This window comes from Kitasatospora sp. NPDC023120, from assembly GCF_055560835.1.
The window spans coordinates 138151-157121 of sequence record NZ_JBVHHY010000018.1; the positions used below are offsets into that span (position 1 = coordinate 138151).

Genomic DNA, 18971 nt, shown 5'->3' on the forward strand with positions numbered 1-18971 from the left:
GGCGGCTTCGCCGGCCGTGACCGTGACGACCGTCGCTCGGGCGGTTTCGACCGTGACCGCGGTGGCGACCGTGGTGGCTTCAACCGCGACCGCGATGACCGCGGCGGCCGCTCCTTCGGTGACCGTCCGGCCCGCTCCTTCGGCGACCGTCCGTCCTTCGGCCGGGACCGCGACGAGCGCGGCGGCAGCAGCCGTCCGTTCTCGCGCCGCGACGACCACCGCTCCGGCGGCCGTCCGCAGGCCGACCGCGGTGGCTTCAACCGTGACCGCGGTGGCTTCGACCGCGACCGCAGCAGCGACCGCGGCGGCTTCAACCGCGACGACCGCAAGCCGCGCTGGAAGAACTGACCCGGTACGGGCGGTAGCCGACCGCCCGTACCGGCTGAACACGCGAAGGGCCCGCTCCGTCTCCGGAGCGGGCCCTTCGCGTTCCCCCGATGCCCCCCGATCCCCCCGACACCCCGTCATACCCCCGAGGTGTTGTTCTGGAAGTGAGAATAACCTGTGGCGCGCGGGCGCGGTAGTCCCGTAGCGTCCGGGGCATGAGCAACAGACTGCATGACGTGGCACGGGTGAACGAGGAGATCGCCGCGCGGGGGAGCTACCGGACGACCGGGGGCGAACTCGTGCGGGTGGGGGAGCAGTTGACGGCGGCACAGGCCGGCACGGTGTCGTACGCCCCGGCGGCGCTGGACGCGCTGGTGGCGGCGGGCGAGCCGGGGCCCGGGCCGCGCGGGAGCACCGAGGTGACGGCCGAGGGGAGCGTCGAGGCCGCCCGGCGGCTGGTGGCGGCCGGGGAGGGCCAGGTCGGGGTGCTGAACTTCGCCTCCGCGCGCAATCCCGGCGGCGGGTACCTGCGCGGCGCCCGCGCCCAGGAGGAGGACCTGTGCCGCAGTGCGCTGCTGTACAGCTGCCTGGTGGAGGCGCCGGACTACTACGAGGCGCACCGGGCCTCCACCGACCTCCGGTACAGCCACCGGGTGATCGTCTCGCCCGGGGTACCGGTGATCCGCGACGGGCGCGGCGAGCTGCTGGCGCAGCCGTACCCGGTCACCTTCCTGACCTCGCCCGCGCCCAACGCCGGGCAGCTGGAACGGCGTTCGGCCGGCACCGACGTCCGGGGCGTGCTCGCCGAGCGGGCCGTGCGGGTGCTCGCGGCGGCGGCCCGGCACGAGGTGCGCGCGCTGGTGCTCGGCGCCTGGGGCTGCGGGGTGTTCCGCAACGACCCGGCGCAGGTCGCCGAGGCCTTCGAGGGCGCGCTGGCCCGGTACGGGGCGGCATTCGAGCGGGTGGTGTTCGCGGTCTGGGACCGTTCGCCGGTCTCGGCGAACCGGGCCGCCTTCGAGGCCCGGTTCGGTGCGGCGAGCGGGTCCTAGCGGGGCCCGGTACGGCGGGCGGGTCCTAGCGGGTCTTGCGGTTGCGGACGGACAGCGCCGTCGCGGCCGTGGAGGCCGCCGCGACCACACCGGTGACGGCGAAGACGGCCGGCCAGGCGCCGATCTTCTTCGCCAGCGGGTGCGAGCCGCCGAAGGCCGCCACGTACAACCCGGTCAGCGCCGCCGCGGCGCGCGTGCCCGAGCTCCGGCGCCACTGCGCGGCCGCCCCGGCGCCGGCCACCGCCAGCACCGCGCCGCCCAGCTCGCGCCGGCCGGTCCAGCGGGCGACGCCGTAGCCGCCGACCAGACCGCTCGCCGCGGTCAGCGCGGCGGGCGCGGCGGCCGAGAGCACGTTCGGGACCTTCGCCATCGTCGACTCCACTCCTCGGGGCTGTGTCGGATTCCGACCATAACCCGACCTGACGCGCGGCCTCCCGGCGGCTCCTCCCGGCACGTCCTACCGGCACACGGTCTACCGGAAGGCCTCCGCGGCGGACTTCCCCGGGACGGTCCGGGCCAGCCACCGGGCCGCCTCCGCGGGGTCGAGCACCCGCTCCAGCCGCAGGTCGCCCGGGACCTCCTGGATGAACCGCCCGGCCGACCAGGTGCGCTCGTACGGCAGCGGCTCCAGCACCAGGGTGCGCACGCCGTCCAGCACCGGGATGTCGCTCGGGGTGCCCTCGTTCCAGAGCCAGGAGCCGTCCGGGGCGACCAGGTTGAAGGCGCCGGTCGCGATGAGCCGGCGGCCCTCCAGGTAGGCCGTGCGGGCCAGCGCCACCACCTCCGGGTCCTGCCGCGCGCCCGGCAGGTGGCCGCCGCCGATCAGCACGTCGGCGAGCAGGGTGTGCAGCTGGAAGGTGTCGCTCAGGCCGGTCATCCGCAGCAGGTAGCCGGTGCCGCTGGGGCGGTCGAGCACCAGCAGCGGCTCGTCGTCCAGCACCAGCGCCAGGTGGGCGAGGCCCTTGAAGTCGTGCTGCTCGCCCTCGTACCGGCCGAACAGCTCCACGAGCACCTCGGTCACCCCGGCGGCGCGGGCCTCGGCGCGGACCGGGGCGTGCGAGTACACCGCCCAGGACGCCTGCTGCCACAGGTGCAGCGTCCACCAGCCGACCACGGCCAGGTGGGCGTTCCACTCGTCCAGGTGCGCCGGGTCGGCGATCCGCTCGTGCGCCTCGGCCGGGTCGTCGTGCTCCGGGTCCGGCAGCGGGCCGCCGCCGGTCTCGGCCCAGCGCCGTGCCAGCAGCTGCGCGCCGGTCAGCGCGCCGCGCAGGCCGGCCAGCACCGGGCCGGCGCAGGCGACCGGGTCGGCGCCGTGCTCCACGCAGGCGCCCACCACCATGGCCAGGTGGGAGCGGGGGAACGGCGGGGCGTCCGGCAGCAGCGCGGCCAGCCGGGGGCCGGCCGCCACCCGCTCGTCCGGGCCGGCCGCCCCGAACAGCCCGCCGACCAGGCCGAGGACGGGGCCGAAGCGCTCGTCGTCCCCGGCGGCGACCACCGCCTCCAGTTCGGCCACGACTTCGAGGAGGTTGGGCTGCTGACGGTGCGACGGTATCTGCTCGGTGGACATTCGCCGCAGCATAGGCGGCGGAGCCGATCCGGTCGAAACGCCCCGTGCCGCACGCTCCGTAGCGGCGCCCTCCTCGGCTGTGGGGCCTGTCGGTGCCCGGTGGCAGACTTCGACCGTGACTGACTCCGCGATCACCGACGGCAGCTACCTCGTCCGCAACGTCGGCAGCGGCCTGCTGCTGCAGGTCGCCGACGCCTCCCGGCGCAGCGGCGCCCGGATCGTCCTGGGCGCGGACGACGGCAGCGACGCCCAGCTCTGGCACCTCACCGCCGTCCACCCGGGCGGCGCGCTGTTCCACCTGGAGAACGCCGGCAGCGGCAAGCGCCTCGACGTCACCGGCGCCTGCCCGGACGACGGCGTGCCCATCCAGCAGTGGGGCGCCAACGCCTTCGGCGCCCAGGAGTGGCTGCTGGAGGCGCACGTGGACGCCCCAGGGACGTACACGGTCACCAGTTTCATCAGCGGCAAGCCCCTGACGGCGCCGGAGGCCCCGGACGGCGTCGTGCAGCAGTGGGAGGACGTCGACGCGCCGACCCAGTGGTGGCGCTTCGAGCGGCGGTCCTGAGGACCGTCCGGTCTCAGGCCGAGAGGTTGGTGCGGACGGCGTCCAGTTCGGCCTCGGTGACGCCGTGGTGGTGCAGGTAGGCCGCGACCGTGCCGTGGTGGGTGTGGATCCAGCCGAGGGAGGAGGCGAGGAGCTCGGCGCTGACCGGGCGGGAGACGCGCTCGGTGCCGGTCTCGTCGAGGTACGGGATGGGGCCCTTGTCCAGGCCGAGACCGAGGTTGGAGAGCAGGAAGTCGGCGGTGATGTCGGCCTCGGAGGCGCCCAGCAGGGACTGGAGGACGGCGATGGTGAGGCCGGTGCGGTCCTTGCCGACGGCGCAGTGCACGAGGACGGCCAGCGACGTCGGCGCGGCGAGGCGGCGCGTCACGGCGGCGAGCGAGGGGCCGGCGGTCTCGGCCATGAAGGGGTAGAGCGCGGCCTGGTCCTCCGGCCAGGGCCGGTCGGTGTCGCCGCGGTCGGCGGGCAGGGTCGGCAGGTGGAGGGTCTCGTGGTCGAGTCCGTGCCGCTGGTCGGGCCAGACCTCCAGCTCGAACGGGCTGCGCAGGTCGATCACCGTCCGCAGGCCGAGGGCCTTGACCCGCCGGGCGCCCTCCTCGGTGAGCGTGTGGAAGGACCCGGAGCGGTAGAGCACGCCCCGGCGCAGCGAGCCGATCCCGCCCGCGTCACGGAAGTTGCGCACACCGGGGATGTCGATGAAGGCGTCGGTCATGGCCTCCACGGTACGGGCGGGGGTGGGCGCGCGGAAGGAAACCGGAGGGGGCCGTTCGGTGGCGGGGCGGCGCTGTCCGAAATCGGCCCCCGACGCGGTGCGGGTCGGAGCTCAGCGTCCGCCGGAGACCTCCAGGAAGGCCCCGGTGGTGTACGAGGCGGCCGGGGAGAGCAGGAAGAGGATCGCCTCGGCGACCTCCTCCGGCTGCCCGCCGCGCCGCATCGGCAGGCCGGGGGCGACCCGGTCGACCCGTCCGGGCTCGCCGCCGAGCGCGTGGATGTCGGTGTGGATCAGCCCGGGGCGCACCGCGTTGACCCGGATCCCCTCGGCGGCGACCTCCAGGGCGAGGCCGCGGGTCATCGAGTCCACCGCGCCCTTGGCGGCCGCGTAGTCGACGTACTCGTTCGGCGAGCCGATCCGGGAGGCGGCGGAGGAGACGTTGACGATGGCGCCGCCGCGCCCGCCGTGGCGGGTGGACATCCGGCGGACGGCCTGGGCCGCGCACAGGAACGGGCCGGTGATGTTGGCGGCCCAGATCCGGTTGAGCCGGTCCTCGTCGATCTCCTCCAGCCGGCACTGCTTCTCCAGCGTGCCGGCGTTGTTCACCAGGCCGGTGAGCAGGCCGAGTTCGGTGTCCACGGTGGTGAACAGCCGTTCCACCTCGGCGGTGCGGCTGACGTCGGCGCGCACGGCCAGGGCGGTGCCGCCCTCGGCCCGGATGGCGTCCACGACGGAGGCCGCGGAGGCCTCGTCCGCACGGTAGTTGACGCAGACCCGGTAGCCGCGGCGGGCGGCCAGCCGGGCGGTGGCGGCGCCGATGCCTCGCCCGGCACCGGTGACGAGCAGGACTTCGTCGGTGGTGGTGGTCGACATGGTCCGTACGCTACCCGGTCGTTGGGCCGGATCCACCCGCCGCGGCGGCCCGCAGCGCCGCGATCTTCGGAGCCCGGCTCTTCGGCGAGTCGAGGCTGAAGCCGCGGGCGTCGCCGAGCTCCTCGCGGACGAAGGTCTCGGTGCGCGCCACCGCCTCCCGCAGGGCGTCGTCGAGCGGGACGAAGGGCAGCAGGACGAGTTCGGAGCGCTCGGTGTCGTACTCCCAGAGCCCGACGATCCGGCCGCGGTCGAGCACCACGTGGGTCTGCGGGTCGGCCTCGGTGCCGAAGGCACGGCCGGCCCGGCCGGCGGGCAGCGGGCGGGCGGCGTCGGCAGGGTCGAGCAGCCGGGGCAGGTCGCGGTGCAGCAGGTGGATGCCGTCGATGCCGGCCAGCAGGGTGTAGTGCGGCTTGCGCGGCACGGTGAACTCGGTGAACTCCTCCGCGAGTTCGGGCGGGAGCAGGAGCTCGGAGCCGGGGCCGAGCGGGACCAGGCCCGCCTCGGCGACGGCCCGGCGGGCGGTGGCGGCGGTGAAGCCGGAGAACCAGCGGAAGTGCTTGAGGGTGGCCGGACCGGCCCAGGAGAAGTAGCGCCGGGCGAGGTCGACGGCGTCCCCCGCGGCGGGCTGGTCCCAGCCGACGTAGCCGTAACGCTGCTGGTCCAGACGGCCGTTGACGGGCACCCGGCGGATCCGGCCGCGCGACTGCATCAGCCCGAGGGCGAGCGGCAGGGTGGTGGCGAGGCCGCGCTTCTTGCCCGCCTCGCCGAGCGGGCGGACGGCGTCGCCGACCGACTCCCGGATCGTGGTCGGATCCAGCGGCTCGTCCTCGGACAGCACGCGCTCGATGGCCAGACAGAGCTTCTCCACCTCGTCCCGGCCGACCCCCAGGTGCTTCTCCGCCGCGACCAGTTCGCCCACCGGCGCGGCCGCGCCGGCGGCCAGGCCGAGCGCGAAGTCCGCGGCCGGCAGCACGTACGTGCAGCCCCGCGCGGACGGCAGCTCGTGCACCTCCAGCCGGGCCACCGCCGCGTCCACCGCCGCCCGGCCGAGCCCGGCCCGGGCGAACAGGCCCAGGTACGGCGCCGCGCCGCCCACCGAACGGGCCCAGCCGGTGGCGGCCAGCACCCCGGCGGCGGACGCGCCGGTGTGGGGGCGGTCCAGCCACTGCCGGTGCGACCACCAGGCCCGCAGCTTCTCGACGCCGACGGCTGCCGCCGCTTCCACGTGGGGATCGTGCTCCATGGGGCCCAGTATCGGCGGCGGGGCGGGCCCCGCACCGGAATTCGCTCGCCCGGCGCGGCCCGTTCCGGAGAGGATGCCCCTCTGCCCGTTCCGCAGCCCGCCCGTAGGCCTCCCGGGAGGAGACCGCCCGTGCCCGCAGCCCTGCCCGTAGCCGACACCCCGGGTACCGTCCTGCTCTCCGGCATCGTCGGATCCACCGCGTACGGCTTCGCCCACGCCGGCTCCGACCTCGACCGGCTGGGCCTGTTCGCCACCCCCACCGAGGAGTTGCACGGTCTGCGGCGCCCGGCCGAGTCGCACGTCGGCACCGAGCCGGACGTCACCCTGCACGAGGCCGCCAAGTGGTGCCGGCTCGCGCTGGGCTGCAACCCGACCGCCTCGGAACTCGTCTGGCTGCCCGACGACCTGTACGAGACCCGCACCCCGCTCGGCGAGGAACTGATCGGCATCCGCGCGGCCTTCCTCAGCGCACCGGCCGTCCGGAAGGCCTATCTCGGGTACGCCGACCAGCAGTTCCGCAAGCTGCTGACCCGTGACACCACCGACCCGGCCACCCGCCGCCGGGCCGCCAAGCACGCCCGCCACCTGGTCCGGCTGGTCGAGCAGGCCGTCCTCCTGCACCGCAGCGGGCGGAACCTGATCCGGCTGCCCGACCCCGAACGGATCCGCGAACTCGGCGAACGCATCGCCGACCGGCCCGCGGTCGCCGAGTCCCTGCTCGCCGACGCGGCCGACCGCCTGGCCGGCCCCGGCGTCCTCCCGGACGCCCCGGACCCGCGCCCCGCCGAGGACTGGCTCCGCCGGGTCCGCGCCGCCCACTACGCCCCGCCGGACGGCACCCGCACCCCGCCCCGGGAAGCGCCCCGCACACCCGGCGCGCCCGCGCAATCCACTGGCGGAGCCCTGGGCCCCACCGGGTAGGATCACCGTGGCCCTCCCCACCGGGACCAAGGCCGCGGGGCACTAGCTCAATTGGCAGAGCTGCGGACTTTTAATCCGTAGGTTCAGGGTTCGAGCCCCTGGTGCCCCACCGCGATGCAGCACCCCGGCTCGTTCCAGCGCCGGGGTGCTGTCGCGTTTCGGAGCCCTGTTCCGGACACCGGCTGTGGCGGTCGGCCGGTGGTCGGCCGGCCTCACCTGGCTCGGCGCGCTGGAGGCGGGCCTCGGCGGGCAGTGCGAGGCCCTGATCGCCGAGCGGCTCGCCGCCCCCGGCGCCCCGCCCATGCGCAGTGGTCCCGCCCCTTCGACGCCCTGCGCGCCCAGGGCCACGCGCCGGCCGCCGTCCTGCTCGACCAGGACCCGTGCGCCGTCGCCGTCCTGCCCTATCCGGTGCACGTCGCCCTGCCCGGTCGGCGGGCGGTGCGCATGCGTCAGCGGTGTGCGTGAACGGGGACTTCAGGGAGGGGAGCGCCGGAGTGGCGTAAGTCACGCCGGAATGGGGTGGTTTCGGCTGTTCTGCCCGGTGGCTGCCCGGGTGCCGGTGGCCTTGTCCGCCGACCGGAGGTCGGTGATCGCGTCGGGCCAAAATATGATCGGAAGCCACGATTGTCGGCTGGTGTCGACGGTCGTATGTGCAACCTGGGAACGGTTGGGGCCGTCTCTCTGTGTGCGGTGCGCCAGATCGTCCGGGGCGTCGCTTCCGTCGGTGAAAGGTACGCGCATGTCAGGTCAGTGGGACGAGGGCCCGGCCCGGGGCGAGGACCCGTCCGGTGCGCTCACGACCGAGGGCACCGGGAGCGGTGGCGCCGTGCCGTCCCCGCGCTCGGGCGGACGGGCGCAGGCCCGTCGTGCCGCAACCCAGGGCAAGGGCGGCCGCGGCGGGGGCAGGGCGGACTCCGGGGCCGGCGGACGGGCGGCAGCGCGCAAGAACGCCAAGCCGAAGAAGAACGTGAAGAAGATCGTCGCCTGGTCCGCGGCGGGCGTGCTGGTGCTGATCGCCGGCGCGGGCGGCGCGATCTACTTCAAGCTGAACGCCAACATCAAGTCCTTCGACGCCGACGCGATAGCCGCCGACCGCCCGCCCGAGGCGAAGGCCGACGCGGACGGCAACAGGCCAGTCAACGTGCTGCTGATCGGCTCGGACAGCCGCGGCAAGAACAACGCCGACCTCGGCGGCGGCGAGGACGGCGGCGCCCGCTCGGACACCACGATCCTGCTGCACGTCTACGCCGACCACAAGCACGCCGTGGGCATCTCGATCCCGCGCAACGCCCTGGTCACCGTCCCGTCCTGCAAGCTCCCCAGCGGCAAGTGGACCAAGGAGCGGACCAACACCCGCTTCAACGAGGCCTTCGCCACCGGCGCCACCGACGACGGCAACCCGGCGTGCGCGCAGAACACCGTGGAGAAGCTGACCGGGATCCGGGTCGACCACACCCTGGTGGTCGACTTCAGCGGTTTCGCCTCGATGACCGCCGCCGTCAACGGCGTCGACATCTGCCTGCCGAAGCCGATCTACGAGGGCGACATCAACCCCAACCTGCACAAGAAGGGCGAGCTCGTCCTGCCGCAGGGCAAGCAGACGGTCCAGGGGCAGAAGGCGCTCGACTACGTGCGCCTGCGCCACGGCATCGGCGACGGCTCCGACATCGGTCGGATGAAGCGCCAGCAGGCGTTCCTCGGCTCGCTCGCCAGCAAGATCAAGAAGGACGGGATGAGCCCGACCAACCTGCTGCCGCTGGCCGACGCCGCCACCAAGTCCCTGACCGTCGACCCGGGACTGGACTCGGCGGACAAGCTGCTCTCCTTCGGGCTGTCGTTGAAGAACATCGACATGCACGACCTCAAGTTCGTGACGGCCCCCTGGCGCTACCGCACCCAGGACGCCGACCTGGACCTCGTCCAGCCGGACGTCAACAAGCTCTGGGACACCCTGAAGGCCGACCAGACCATCGACGGTCAGAACGCCACCGGCCAGCAGTCGGACGCGGCCGCCGGCAGCAGCAGCCCGGCTCCGCAGCAGCCCGCGCCCACCACCCCACCCGCCCCGGTCGGGGACGCGTCCAACGCCGCGATCAAGGTCTCGGTCTACAACGGGACGACCGCCAACGGCCTGGCCGGCAAGGGCACCGACCTGCTGAAGGCCGCCAAGTTCAGCGCCCAGACGGCGGGCCAGGCGGCGAGCACCAAGTACAAGACCACCACGATCGAGTACGGCTCCGGGCAGAAGGCGAACGCCGAGAAGATCGCCGCGCTGTTCCCGGGCGCCGAGCTGTCCTCCGGCAGCTCGCGGGGCATCTCGGTGATCGTCGGCCAGGACTTCGCGGCGACCGTCGGCGCCGGATCGCCCGCCGGGACCGCCGGCGCCACCCCCGGCGTCCAGGCCCCGCCGCAGCCGCTGCCCACCACCGTCACCAACGACGCCCGCTCGGCGGACGACGACATCTGCGCCAACACCACGTACGGCAGCGGCGGCTGACCGCACCCACCGGCGAACGGGCACGACCCCCGGACCGGCGCCCCCGGGGCGCGTGGGCCCGGGGGTCGTGCCATGGTGGCCGTGGGGCCCTGTCCCGGGCCCCGTCCCGGGTCGTCCCGGGTCTCGAAAGGCGGACCCCATGCCCGAGATCGCCCTGCAGTTCGACGTCGCCGCGCCCCGGGCCGTCGTCCTCGCCGCGCTCACCACGCACGACGGGCTGACCTCCTGGTGGACCACCGCCGTGGACCGGGAGGACGACATCCTGCTGTTCGACTTCCCCGAGGTCCCCGAGCCGTTCCGGCTGCGCGTCGAGCGCGCCGACCAGGACCGGGTGGTGTGGACCAACGCCGGGGCCTTCCCGCCGCACTGGGCCGGTACCTGGATCAGCTGGGAGCTCGCCGAGCAGCCCGAAGCGGCCGACCGCACCCGGCTGCTGTTCCGGCACGGCGGCTGGCAGCCCGGCAGCGAGGAGGGCGTTCCGGCGGTCGCCGGCACCTGGGCGGAACTGCTGGTGCGGCTCAAGGACTACGCGCAGAGCGGCAAGGTCCAGCCGTACTTCGTCACCGCCCACCGCCACGACGCCCCGTGAACCCGCCGCCGGCCCTCTGAGCCCCGGGACGGGCGTCCGGTGGCGGGATCGCGGCGGCGGGCCGATGGTGGCGGTGTACCGCCGTCGCCCGGGAGGCCCCGCACATGCCCGTAGTCACCGACCCCTACCTGCCCGGCACGCCCTGCTGGGTCGACCTGATGGCGAGCGACCAGCAGGCCGCGCTGGTCTTCTACCGCGACCTCTTCGGCTGGCAGGGCGAGGTCGGACCGCCCGAGTTCGGCGGCTACGCCGTGTGCACGCTCAACGAGCGGCCGGTCGCGGGGATCATGGCGCGGGTGGTACCCGAGGGCCAGCCGGCCCCGCCCGTCGCCTGGACCACCTACCTCGCCTCGGACGACGCCGACGCCAGCCACCGGGCGATCGCCGAGGCCGGCGGCACGATCCTCTACGAGCCGATGGACCTCGGCACGATCGGCCGGATGCTGGTCGCCGCCGACCCGACCGGAGCGGTGTTCGGCGTCTGGCAGGCGATGGACTTCATCGGCGCCGGCGTGGTCAACGAGCCGGGAGCGCTGGTCTGGAACGAGCTCAACACCGCCGACACCGGCGCGGCCGGCCGCTTCTACCTGCCGGCACTCGGACTGCGCCCGGCCACCATCCAGGGCATGGACGGCTGCTACTCGCTCAACATCGGGGACCGCACGGTGGGCGGCATGCAGCCGATCCCCGACTACCTGGCGCCGGGCACGCCCTCGCACTGGATGACCTACTTCTCGGTGGACGACACCGATTCCACCGTGGACGCCCTGGTCAAGGCGGGCGGCTCGGTGCTCCAGCCGCCCTTCGACCTGCAGTCCGGCCGGATGGCCGTGGTCGCGGACCCGCAGGGCGCGGTCTTCGCCGTCATCCAGGCGCCCGAGGCGCAGCTGCCGGACTCCCCGTAGCGGCCGCCCGACTCCCCGTAGCGGCCGCCCGGCTCCCCGTGGCCGCCTGCCCGGCTCGCCACGGCCGCCGTTCCCGCGACGCGCCGCCGGGAATCGGCGGCTTCCCCCCGTTCCCGGGTAAGACTGCACCCATGCTGGGGCTACCGGACGACATCCGCGCTTTCCTCTTCGACCTCGACGGGGTGCTCACCCAGACCGCGAAGGTGCACGCCGCGGCCTGGAAGGACACCTTCGATGCCTTCCTGCGCGCCGAAGCCGCCCGCACCGGCGGGCCGTTCGTCCCCTTCGACGCCGTCATCGAGTACGACACCTACGTCGACGGCCGCCCGCGCCTCGACGGCGCCCGGGCGTTCCTGCACAGCCGCGGCATCGACCTGCCCGAGGGCACGCCCGGCGACCCGCCCAACTCCCGTACCGTGCAAGGGATCAGCCGGGCCAAGAACGACACCGTGCTGCGGCTGATCCGGGAGCAGGGCGTCCAGCCGTACCAGGGCTCGGTCGCCTACGTGCGGCGGCTGCGCGCGGCCGGGCTGCCCAGTGCGGTGGTCTCCTCCAGCGCCAACTGCCGTGACGTGCTGCGGGCGGCGGGCATCGAGGAGCTGTTCGACGTGATCGTGGACGGCAACGTCGCCAAGGCCGAGGGCCTGCCCGGCAAGCCGGCTCCCGACACCTACCTGTACGCCGCCCGCGCGCTCGGCGTGGAGCCCGCGCACGCCGCCGTCTTCGAGGACGCGCTCGCCGGGGTCGCCTCCGGCCGGGCCGGCGGCTTCGGCGCGGTGGTCGGGGTGAACCGCACCGGGCAGGCCGCCGAACTGCGCCGCGACGGCGCCACCGTGGTCGTCGAGGACCTTTCCGAGCTCCTGGGAGATCAAGGAGAGAAGGCATGAGTCCGACGGACAACTTCACGATCGACCCCTGGCAGATCACCGAGAACGGCCTGGACCTGGCCGCGATGGCCCGCGCCGAATCCGTGTTCGCGCTCTCCAACGGGCACATCGGCCTGCGCGCCAACCTGGACGAGGGCGAGCCGCACGGCCTGCCCGGCACCTACCTCAACGGCGTCTTCGAACTGCGTCCGCTGCCGTACGGCGAGGGCGGCTACGGCTACCCGGAGTCCAGCCAGAGCGTCATCAACGTGACCAACGGCAAGATCATCCGGCTGCTGGTGGACGACGAGCCCTTCGACCTGCGCTACGGCGAACTCGTCAGCCACAAGCGCTGGTTGGACTTCCGCGAGGGGCTGCTGCACCGTGAGGCCGAATGGACCTCTCCGGCCGGGCGGACCATCCGGGTGCGCTCCTCGCGGCTGGTCTCGCTCACCCAGCGCGCCGTCGCCGCCGTCGACTACAGCGTCGAAGCGGTGGACGGCCCGGTGCGGATCGTGCTGCAGTCCGAGCTGGTCGCCAACGAGCAGCTGCCCGGCGGCCCGGAGGGCGACCCGCGCGCCGCCGCCGTCCTGGAGGCGCCGCTGCAGCCCGAGGCGCACCACGCCGGCGGCACCAAGGCCGTCCTGGTGCACCGCACCCGCTACAGCGGCATCCGGGTCGCGGCCGGCATGGACCACATCATCGAGGGCCCGGAGAAGTCCGACACCGTCGCCGAGGCCGAGGTCGACCACTGCCGGATCAGCGTCACCACCGTGCTCGAGGCCGGACAGCGGCTGCGGCTGGCCAAGTTCATGGCCTACGGCTGGTCCGCCACCCGGTCGCTGCCCGCCGTCCGCGACCAGGTGGAGGCCGCGCTGACCGCCGCCCGGTACACCGGCTGGGACGGACTGATCGCCGAACAGGCCGAATTCCTGCGGGAGTTCTGGGAGACCAGCGACATCGAGATCGAAGGCGACGTCGAACTCCAGCAGGCCGTCCGGTTCGCCGTCTTCCACGTCCTGCAGGCCGGTGCCCGCAGCGAGGAACGGGCCATCCCCGCCAAGGGGTTGACCGGTCCCGGCTACGACGGGCACAGCTTCTGGGACACCGAGACCTTCGTCCTGCCGGTGCTCACCTACTGCCTGCCCGCCGCCGTCAACCAGGCCCTGCGCTGGCGACACACCACCCTCCCGCTGGCCCGCGAGCGAGCCGCCCAACTCGGGCTGTCCGGCGCGGTGTTCCCGTGGCGGACGATCCACGGCGAGGAGTGCTCCGGGTACTGGCCGGCCGGCACCGCGGCCTTCCACATCGGCGCCGACATCGCCGCCGCCGTCGCCCGCTACGTCCGGGCCACCGGGGACGAGGAGTTCGAGCGCGAGTACGGGCTCGAACTCCTCGTCGAGACCGCTCGGATGTGGCGCTCGCTCGGCCACCACGACGTCGCCGGGAAGTTCCGGATCGAGGGCGTCACCGGCCCCGACGAGTACAGCGCCATCGCCGACAACAACGTCTTCACCAACCTGATGGCGCAGACGAACCTGCGCGCCGCCGCCGAAGCCGCCGTCCGCCACCCGCGCGAGGCCGCCGCCCTCGGCGTCGACACCGAGGAGAGCGCCGCCTGGCGGGACGCGGCCGCGGCGATGTTCGTCCCGTACGACGAGGACCTCGGCATCCACCCGCAGGCCGACGGCTTCACCGACCACCAGGTCTGGGACTTCGAGAACACCCCGCCCGAGAAGTACCCGCTGCTGCTGCACTTCCCGTACTTCGACCTGTACCGCAAGCAGGTAGTCAAGCAGGCCGACCTGGTGCTCGCCATGCAGGTCCGCGGTGATGCCTTCACCGACGAGCAGAAGGCCCGCAACTTCGCCTACTACGAACGCCTCACCGTCCGCGACTCCTCCCTCTCCGCCTGCACCCAGGCGGTCATCGCCGCCGAGGTCGGCCAGCTCGACCTCGCGTACGACTACACCGCCGAAGCCGCCCTCATGGACCTGCACGACCTCGGCGGCAACACCCGCGACGGACTGCACATGGCCTCCCTCGCCGGTGCCTGCGTCGCCCTGGTGGCGGGCTTCGGCGGACTGCGCGACCACGGCGAGACGCTCTCGTTCCGCCCCCGGCTGCCCTCCGGGCTGATGCGGCTGAGCTTCTCCCTGATGGTGCGCGGAAACCTCCTCGGCGTCCGGATCACCCACGAGGGGACGACGTACACACTGCGCCGCGGCGAGATCATCCACCTGCGGCACGACGGCGAGGCGGTCCAGGTCAAGGCCGGGAAGCCGGTCACCCTGCCCACCACCGCGCCGCCCGCCCAGGAGCGCGTCGCCCAACCCCCCGGCCGCGAACCCTCCCGCCGCCAACCCCACGCCGGCCTCGCCGCCGGCAAGCTCGGCCAACAGGACCACCTGGCAGCGGAGTAGCCTCCCGGCGCCCGCCCGCGTCGTCACCCGTTCGGCCCACCCCGGCTGCGTCGGTGCTCACCCGGGCGGAGGGTGCAGGTGCCCAGGGCGTATCTGGCAATTCGCGTCGCGAGCCCGACTGGAATGGTCAGACACGCCCTAGGACAACCGGCGCCCAGCGAAGGAGTCGCACCCGTGGCGAGCGTGGCCGAACAGATGGTGGAGGTGCTCCGGCAGGCCGGGGTGGAGCGGGTCTACGGCGTCGTCGGCGACAGCCTCAACCCCGTCGTGGACGCCATCCGCCGGGCCGAGGGCATCGGGTGGGTGCACGTGCGCAACGAGGAGGCCGGTGCCTTCGCGGCCGCCGCCGAGGCCGAGCTCACCGGCCGGCTCGCCGTCTGCGCCGGCTCCTGCGGCCCCGGCAACACCCACCTCATCCAGGGCCTCTACGACGCCCAGCGCAGCGGCCTGCCCGTCCTCGCGCTCGCCTCGCACATCCCCTCCGGCCAGATCGGCACCGGCTTCTTCCAGGAGACCCACCCCGAGCGGGTGTTCACCGACTGCAGCAACTGGTGCGAGATGCTCTCCACCCCCGCGCAGCTGCCCCGGCTGCTGCGGATCGCCGTTCAGCACGCGCTCGGCTCGCACGGCGTCTCGGTGCTCGCCTTCCCCGGGGACGTCGCCGCGCTGCCCGCCGCCGGGCCCACCGGCACCAGCCACTTCCTCACCGAGCAGGCCGTCGCCGCACCGCCGTGGTCCCAGGTGCAGGAGCTGGCCCGGCTGCTCAACGCGGCCCGCAAGGTGGTGCTGTTCTGCGGCGCCGGGGTGCGCGGCGCACACACCGAGGTGCTGGAGGTGGCGCAGGCCCTCAACGCGCCCATCGGGCACTCGCTGCGCGGCAAGGAGTGGATCCAGTACGACAACCCGTACGACGTCGGCATGAGCGGCCTGCTCGGCTACGGCGCCTGCCACGAGGCGCTGCACTCCGCGGACCTGCTGCTGCTGCTCGGCACCGACTTCCCGTACGACTCCTTCCTGCCGCAGGCGCACACCGTCCAGGTCGACCACGACGCGACCCGCCTCGGGCGCCGCACCGCGCTCGAGCTGGCCGTCCACGGCGACGTCGCCGCCACCCTGCGGGCCGTGCTGCCGCTGCTGGAGGCCAAGCGCGACCGCGCCTTCCTCGACGCCATGCTGCGCAAGCACTGCCGGGCCCTGGAGGACGTGGTCGGCGCCTACACCCGCGACATCGAGAAGCACCTGCCGATCCACCCCGAGTACGTCGCCTCCGTCCTCGACGACGTCGCCGCCGAGGACGCGGTGTTCACCGTCGACACCGGCATGAACAACGTCTGGGCCGCCCGCTACCTGCAGCCCAACGGCCGCCGCCGGGTGATCGGCTCCTTCCTGCACGGCTCGATGGCCAACGCCCTCCCGCACGCCGTCGGCGCCCAGCTCGCCAACCCCGGACGCCAGGTGATCGCGATGGCCGGCGACGGCGGCATCGGCATGCTCCTCGGCGAACTGCTCACGGTGGCGAAGCACCGGCTGCCGGTGAAGACGGTGGTGTTCAACAACGGCGCGCTCGGCATGATCAAGCTGGAGATGCTGGTCTCCGGCTACCCGGAGTCGGAGATCGACAACGGTGACGTGGACTACGCCGGGATCGCCCGGGCGATGGGGATCCCGGCCAAGCGGGTGGCCGAGCCGGCCCGGGTGCGGGAGGTCCTGGCGGAGGCGCTGGAACGGCCGGGCCCGGCCCTGGTGGACGTGGTCACCGACCCCAACGCGCTGTCCATCCCGCCGCACATCACCGCCGCCCAGGTGAAGGGCTTCGCGCTGGCTGCCGGGCGGACGGTGCTCTCCGGTGGCGTCGGACGCATGGTCGACCTGGCCCGGAGCAACCTGCGGAACATCCCCCGGCCCTGAGTTCCGCGGCGGGTTTGCCTCAGAGGCAAAATTCTTGCCCGGGCGGCACGGCGGGTGTCCACTGGGCACATGACCAGCAGCTCCACCGGCGCCCCCGCCGCAGGCGACCAGCTCGACGACCAGGAGGTCGTCGGCCTCGCCGCCCGCCTCCGCGAGCACCGGCTCAGCAGCCGCCTCACCCTGGAGGTAGCCGCCGCGCGGGTCGGACTCTCCCCAGCGTATCTGTCCCGGCTGGAGACCGGTCGGCGGCAGCCCTCGCTGCCCGTCCTGCTCGGCCTCGCCCGCGCCTACGGCACCTCGGTGTCCGGCCTGCTCGGCGAGACCGTGGCCGAACCGGACCCGGTGGTCCGCGGTGGCGCCATCGAGCCCGGCCGGGCCGGCGGCTGGGGCTACCGGCGGGCCGGGGCCCCCGGCCGCGCCATGCAGGCCCTGCGGGTGCACGTCCCGCCGGGCGTGCAGGACGCGGTGGTCCGGGTCCACCCGGGCGAGGAGTGGCTGTACGTCCTGCGCGGCGAACTCCGGCTCACCCTCGGCGACCGCGTCCACCACCTCGGCGTGGGCGACTCCGCCCACTACGACTCGCTCACCCCGCACTGCATCGCCGCCGAATCCGACCACGGCGTCGAACTGCTCTTCATCCACACCCTGCTGCAGAGCCCCGGCGGCGAACTCTGCCTCGGCGGCGGATCCGCCGCGACCCACTGACCTGCCGTCAGAACACCTCGGAGGAGATCACCATGGCCGATCCCACCACCGCCACCCCCGCCGTTGCCGGCGCCGCCGGCGCCGCCGACACCCCCACCGGCCCGAAGACCATGGACGCCGGCAAGTGGGCCAACAAGCGGGTCTACCTCCGCCTGGTGATCTACACCGCCGGCATCCACGTCTTCGCCGGCTTCATCATGCTCCTGTTCGAACTCGGCAGCCGCAACAAGTAGTCGGCACCTCGGCCGGCCGCCCGCCCCCACCCCCGAGGGCGGGCGGACCACTTCCACCCGCCGCCTCACCTCACTCACGTCCTGCGCAGGAGCTCGCCGAGGGCCTGGGTCGACGCTCCCGCCCCCTCCCTCCCCCGCCCCCTCCTTTCTCACGCCCTGCGCAGCAGCTCGCAGAGGGCCTGCACCGCGGCCGGAAAGGCGTGGTCGGGCGGGGTCGCGTAGCCGATGACCAGGGAGGGCGGGGCAGTGCCGGGCCCCGGGGTGGCGCGGTGGCGGGTGAGACCGCCGAGGGAGATGCCGGCGGCCTCGGCGCGGGTGAGGAGTTCGGGTTCCGGGGTGGAGTCGGGCGGCAGCCGGACGACCGCGTGCAGACCCGCCGCGATGCCGGTGACCCGGACCTGCGGGGCGTGTTCGGCGAGTGCGGCGACCAGCCGGTCGCGGCGGCGCCGGTAGTGCAGGCGGCAGCGCCGCACGTGGCGGTCGTAGGTGCCGGAGGTGATCAGCTCCGCCAGCGTCAGCTGGTCGAGCACCGGGGACATCGTGTCGGCCAGCTCCTTCAGCCGGGCGACCGGCTCGACCAGGGCGTCCGGCAGGGCGAGCCAGGCCAGCCGCAGGCCGGGCGCGAGGCTCTTGGCGGCGGTGCCGGCGTACACCACCCGTTCCGGGTCGAGGGCCTGCATCGCGCCGAGCGGCTGCCGGTCGTAGCGGAACTCGCCGTCGTAGTCGTCCTCGATGACGTACCGGTCGTGCTCGCGCGCCCACCGCACCGCCTCCGCCCGGCGTTCGGCGGACAGCGGGGCGCCGGTGGGGAACTGGTGGGCGGGGGTGAGCAGGACGGCGCCGGGGCGGGTGTCGAGCCGGTCGACCAGGGCGCCCTCCTCGTCCAGCGGCAGCGGGACGGTGGTGAGGCCGGCGGCCCGGACGACGGCGTGCTGCGGCGGCAGCCCGTACTCCTCGACGGCGAGGGCGCGGGCGCCGCGTTCCCGCAGGGCGGCGCAGAGCAGGCCGAGGCCCTGGGTGACGCCGGTGCAGACGAGCAGGTGGTCGGGGTCGGTGCGGACGCCGCGGACCCGGGCGAGGTAGTGGGTGAGCGCCTGCCGCAGTTCGATCCGGCCGAGCGGACTGCCGTAGTCGAGGGCTTCGTGGGGTGCGGTGGCGAGGGCGCGGCGGGCGGCGGCGAGCCAGGCGGTGCGGGGGAAGAGCGAGAGGTCGGGCCGTCCGGAGGTCAGGTCGTGCCGGGCGGTCCGCCGGCGCGGTGGCACCGGGGCGCCGGTCCGCCTGCCGCGGGCGGGGGTGTCGGCCGCGGCCCGCCGGGCGACGGTGGTTCCGGAGCCCTGCCGGGAGTTCAGCCAGCCCTCCGCGGTGAGTTGGCCGTACGCCTCGACCACGGTGTTGCGGGCGATCCCGAGGTCCTCGCCGAGGGCGCGTGAGGAGGGCAGCCGGGTGCCGGGCGCGAGCCGTCCGTCCTGGACGGCTTCGCGCAGGGCGTCCTCCAGGGCGGCGCGCAGTCCGGTGCCGGCGGCGCGCCGTTCGGTGAGGTCCAGGTGCAGGTCGCCGCCGAAGGAGGTCCAGGAACTGGTCACGGGCCCCA

18 protein-coding genes, 1 tRNA gene and 1 pseudogene are annotated in these 18971 nt (G+C 74.2%); 14 read left to right on the plus strand and 6 right to left on the minus strand.

Going from position 1 to position 18971, the window contains the following annotated elements:
* Positions 1–348 (plus strand): annotated as a pseudogene (locus ACZ3TI_RS25930) (DEAD/DEAH box helicase); the annotation flags it as partial.
* Positions 349–542: 194 nt separating this feature from the next.
* On the plus strand, positions 543–1376 hold the full coding sequence (locus ACZ3TI_RS25935) for a TIGR02452 family protein (protein WP_465730092.1): 834 nt from the start codon (positions 543–545) through the stop codon (positions 1374–1376).
* Between the two features lie 25 nt (positions 1377–1401).
* On the opposite strand, the gene ACZ3TI_RS25940 is transcribed toward ACZ3TI_RS25935, so the two are convergent.
* Together ACZ3TI_RS25940 and ACZ3TI_RS25945 are read right to left on the minus strand one after the other, a co-directional pair.
* A complete protein-coding gene (locus ACZ3TI_RS25940) occupies positions 1402–1746 on the minus strand; it encodes a hypothetical protein (RefSeq protein WP_465730094.1) in 345 nt (114 codons plus the stop codon).
* 102 nt (positions 1747–1848) lie between these two features.
* A complete protein-coding gene (locus tag ACZ3TI_RS25945; RefSeq protein ID WP_465730096.1) occupies positions 1849–2943 on the minus strand; it encodes a hypothetical protein in 1095 nt (364 codons plus the stop codon).
* A gap of 79 nt (positions 2944–3022) precedes the next feature.
* Between ACZ3TI_RS25945 and ACZ3TI_RS25950 the strand changes: the two genes are divergently transcribed.
* Positions 3023–3508: an RICIN domain-containing protein gene (locus tag ACZ3TI_RS25950; protein WP_465730098.1), complete on the plus strand. Its 486-nt coding sequence runs from the start codon at positions 3023–3025 to the stop codon at positions 3506–3508.
* Positions 3509–3521: 13 nt separating this feature from the next.
* On the opposite strand, the gene ACZ3TI_RS25955 is transcribed toward ACZ3TI_RS25950, so the two are convergent.
* From ACZ3TI_RS25955 to ACZ3TI_RS25965, 3 genes are all read right to left on the minus strand, one after another.
* Positions 3522–4217: a tyrosine-protein phosphatase gene (locus ACZ3TI_RS25955; protein ID WP_465730100.1), complete on the minus strand. Its 696-nt coding sequence runs from the start codon at positions 4215–4217 to the stop codon at positions 3522–3524.
* 111 nt (positions 4218–4328) lie between these two features.
* Positions 4329–5090, minus strand: a complete 762-nt coding sequence (locus ACZ3TI_RS25960) for an SDR family oxidoreductase (RefSeq protein ID WP_465730102.1) — start codon at positions 5088–5090, stop codon at positions 4329–4331.
* 10 nt (positions 5091–5100) lie between these two features.
* Entirely contained in the window at positions 5101–6333 is a 1233-nt protein-coding gene (locus tag ACZ3TI_RS25965; RefSeq protein ID WP_465730104.1) for a DNA glycosylase AlkZ-like family protein, read from the minus strand.
* 129 nt (positions 6334–6462) lie between these two features.
* Between ACZ3TI_RS25965 and ACZ3TI_RS25970 the strand changes: the two genes are divergently transcribed.
* From ACZ3TI_RS25970 to ACZ3TI_RS26020, 11 genes are all read left to right on the plus strand, one after another.
* Positions 6463–7254, plus strand: coding sequence for a nucleotidyltransferase domain-containing protein (locus ACZ3TI_RS25970; RefSeq protein ID WP_465730106.1), 792 nt, complete (start codon positions 6463–6465; stop codon positions 7252–7254).
* A gap of 36 nt (positions 7255–7290) precedes the next feature.
* Positions 7291–7363 (plus strand) — tRNA-Lys (locus ACZ3TI_RS25975).
* 143 nt (positions 7364–7506) lie between these two features.
* Positions 7507–7719, plus strand: coding sequence for a hypothetical protein (locus ACZ3TI_RS25980; protein ID WP_465730108.1), 213 nt, complete (start codon positions 7507–7509; stop codon positions 7717–7719).
* A 274-nt stretch (positions 7720–7993) separates the two neighbouring features.
* On the plus strand, positions 7994–9751 hold the full coding sequence (locus ACZ3TI_RS25985; RefSeq protein ID WP_465730110.1) for an LCP family protein: 1758 nt from the start codon (positions 7994–7996) through the stop codon (positions 9749–9751).
* 139 nt (positions 9752–9890) lie between these two features.
* Positions 9891–10340, plus strand: a complete 450-nt coding sequence (locus tag ACZ3TI_RS25990) for an SRPBCC family protein (RefSeq protein ID WP_465730112.1) — start codon at positions 9891–9893, stop codon at positions 10338–10340.
* A gap of 104 nt (positions 10341–10444) precedes the next feature.
* Positions 10445–11245: a VOC family protein gene (locus tag ACZ3TI_RS25995; RefSeq protein WP_465730114.1), complete on the plus strand. Its 801-nt coding sequence runs from the start codon at positions 10445–10447 to the stop codon at positions 11243–11245.
* Positions 11246–11376: 131 nt separating this feature from the next.
* On the plus strand, positions 11377–12132 hold the full coding sequence (locus tag ACZ3TI_RS26000) for an HAD family hydrolase (protein ID WP_465730116.1): 756 nt from the start codon (positions 11377–11379) through the stop codon (positions 12130–12132).
* Complete coding sequence (locus ACZ3TI_RS26005) at positions 12129–14534, plus strand: glycoside hydrolase family 65 protein (RefSeq protein WP_465730118.1); 2406 nt, start codon at positions 12129–12131, stop codon at positions 14532–14534. The genes ACZ3TI_RS26000 and ACZ3TI_RS26005 overlap by 4 nt, the downstream gene beginning before the upstream one ends.
* A gap of 195 nt (positions 14535–14729) precedes the next feature.
* A complete protein-coding gene (locus ACZ3TI_RS26010; protein ID WP_465730207.1) occupies positions 14730–16442 on the plus strand; it encodes a pyruvate dehydrogenase in 1713 nt (570 codons plus the stop codon).
* Positions 16443–16511: 69 nt separating this feature from the next.
* On the plus strand, positions 16512–17147 hold the full coding sequence (locus ACZ3TI_RS26015; protein ID WP_465730120.1) for a helix-turn-helix domain-containing protein: 636 nt from the start codon (positions 16512–16514) through the stop codon (positions 17145–17147).
* Positions 17148–17179: 32 nt separating this feature from the next.
* Complete coding sequence (locus ACZ3TI_RS26020; RefSeq protein WP_465730122.1) at positions 17180–17380, plus strand: DUF6126 family protein; 201 nt, start codon at positions 17180–17182, stop codon at positions 17378–17380.
* 149 nt (positions 17381–17529) lie between these two features.
* Here the strand turns inward: ACZ3TI_RS26020 and pdxR are convergent, their stop codons facing one another.
* Positions 17530–18963 carry a MocR-like pyridoxine biosynthesis transcription factor PdxR gene (gene pdxR, locus ACZ3TI_RS26025; RefSeq protein WP_465730124.1) on the minus strand — a complete coding sequence of 478 codons (1434 nt, stop codon included), beginning with the start codon at positions 18961–18963 and terminating at the stop codon, positions 17530–17532.
* Between the last annotated feature and the right edge of the window lie 8 nt (positions 18964–18971).

Coding starts and splice junctions, on each gene's coding strand:
- ACZ3TI_RS25935 (WP_465730092.1), top strand. CDS start 543: ATGAGCAACAGACTGCATGACGTGGCACGGGTGAACGAGGAGATCGCC.
- ACZ3TI_RS25940 (WP_465730094.1), bottom strand. CDS start 1,746: ATGGCGAAGGTCCCGAACGTGCTCTCGGCCGCCGCGCCCGCCGCGCTG.
- ACZ3TI_RS25945 (WP_465730096.1), bottom strand. CDS start 2,943: ATGTCCACCGAGCAGATACCGTCGCACCGTCAGCAGCCCAACCTCCTC.
- ACZ3TI_RS25955 (WP_465730100.1), bottom strand. CDS start 4,217: ATGACCGACGCCTTCATCGACATCCCCGGTGTGCGCAACTTCCGTGAC.
- ACZ3TI_RS25960 (WP_465730102.1), bottom strand. CDS start 5,090: ATGTCGACCACCACCACCGACGAAGTCCTGCTCGTCACCGGTGCCGGG.
- ACZ3TI_RS25965 (WP_465730104.1), bottom strand. CDS start 6,333: ATGGAGCACGATCCCCACGTGGAAGCGGCGGCAGCCGTCGGCGTCGAG.
- ACZ3TI_RS25985 (WP_465730110.1), top strand. CDS start 7,994: ATGTCAGGTCAGTGGGACGAGGGCCCGGCCCGGGGCGAGGACCCGTCC.
- ACZ3TI_RS25990 (WP_465730112.1), top strand. CDS start 9,891: ATGCCCGAGATCGCCCTGCAGTTCGACGTCGCCGCGCCCCGGGCCGTC.
- ACZ3TI_RS25995 (WP_465730114.1), top strand. CDS start 10,445: ATGCCCGTAGTCACCGACCCCTACCTGCCCGGCACGCCCTGCTGGGTC.
- ACZ3TI_RS26000 (WP_465730116.1), top strand. CDS start 11,377: ATGCTGGGGCTACCGGACGACATCCGCGCTTTCCTCTTCGACCTCGAC.
- ACZ3TI_RS26005 (WP_465730118.1), top strand. CDS start 12,129: ATGAGTCCGACGGACAACTTCACGATCGACCCCTGGCAGATCACCGAG.
- ACZ3TI_RS26010 (WP_465730207.1), top strand. CDS start 14,730: ATGGTGGAGGTGCTCCGGCAGGCCGGGGTGGAGCGGGTCTACGGCGTC.
- ACZ3TI_RS26015 (WP_465730120.1), top strand. CDS start 16,512: ATGACCAGCAGCTCCACCGGCGCCCCCGCCGCAGGCGACCAGCTCGAC.
- ACZ3TI_RS26020 (WP_465730122.1), top strand. CDS start 17,180: ATGGCCGATCCCACCACCGCCACCCCCGCCGTTGCCGGCGCCGCCGGC.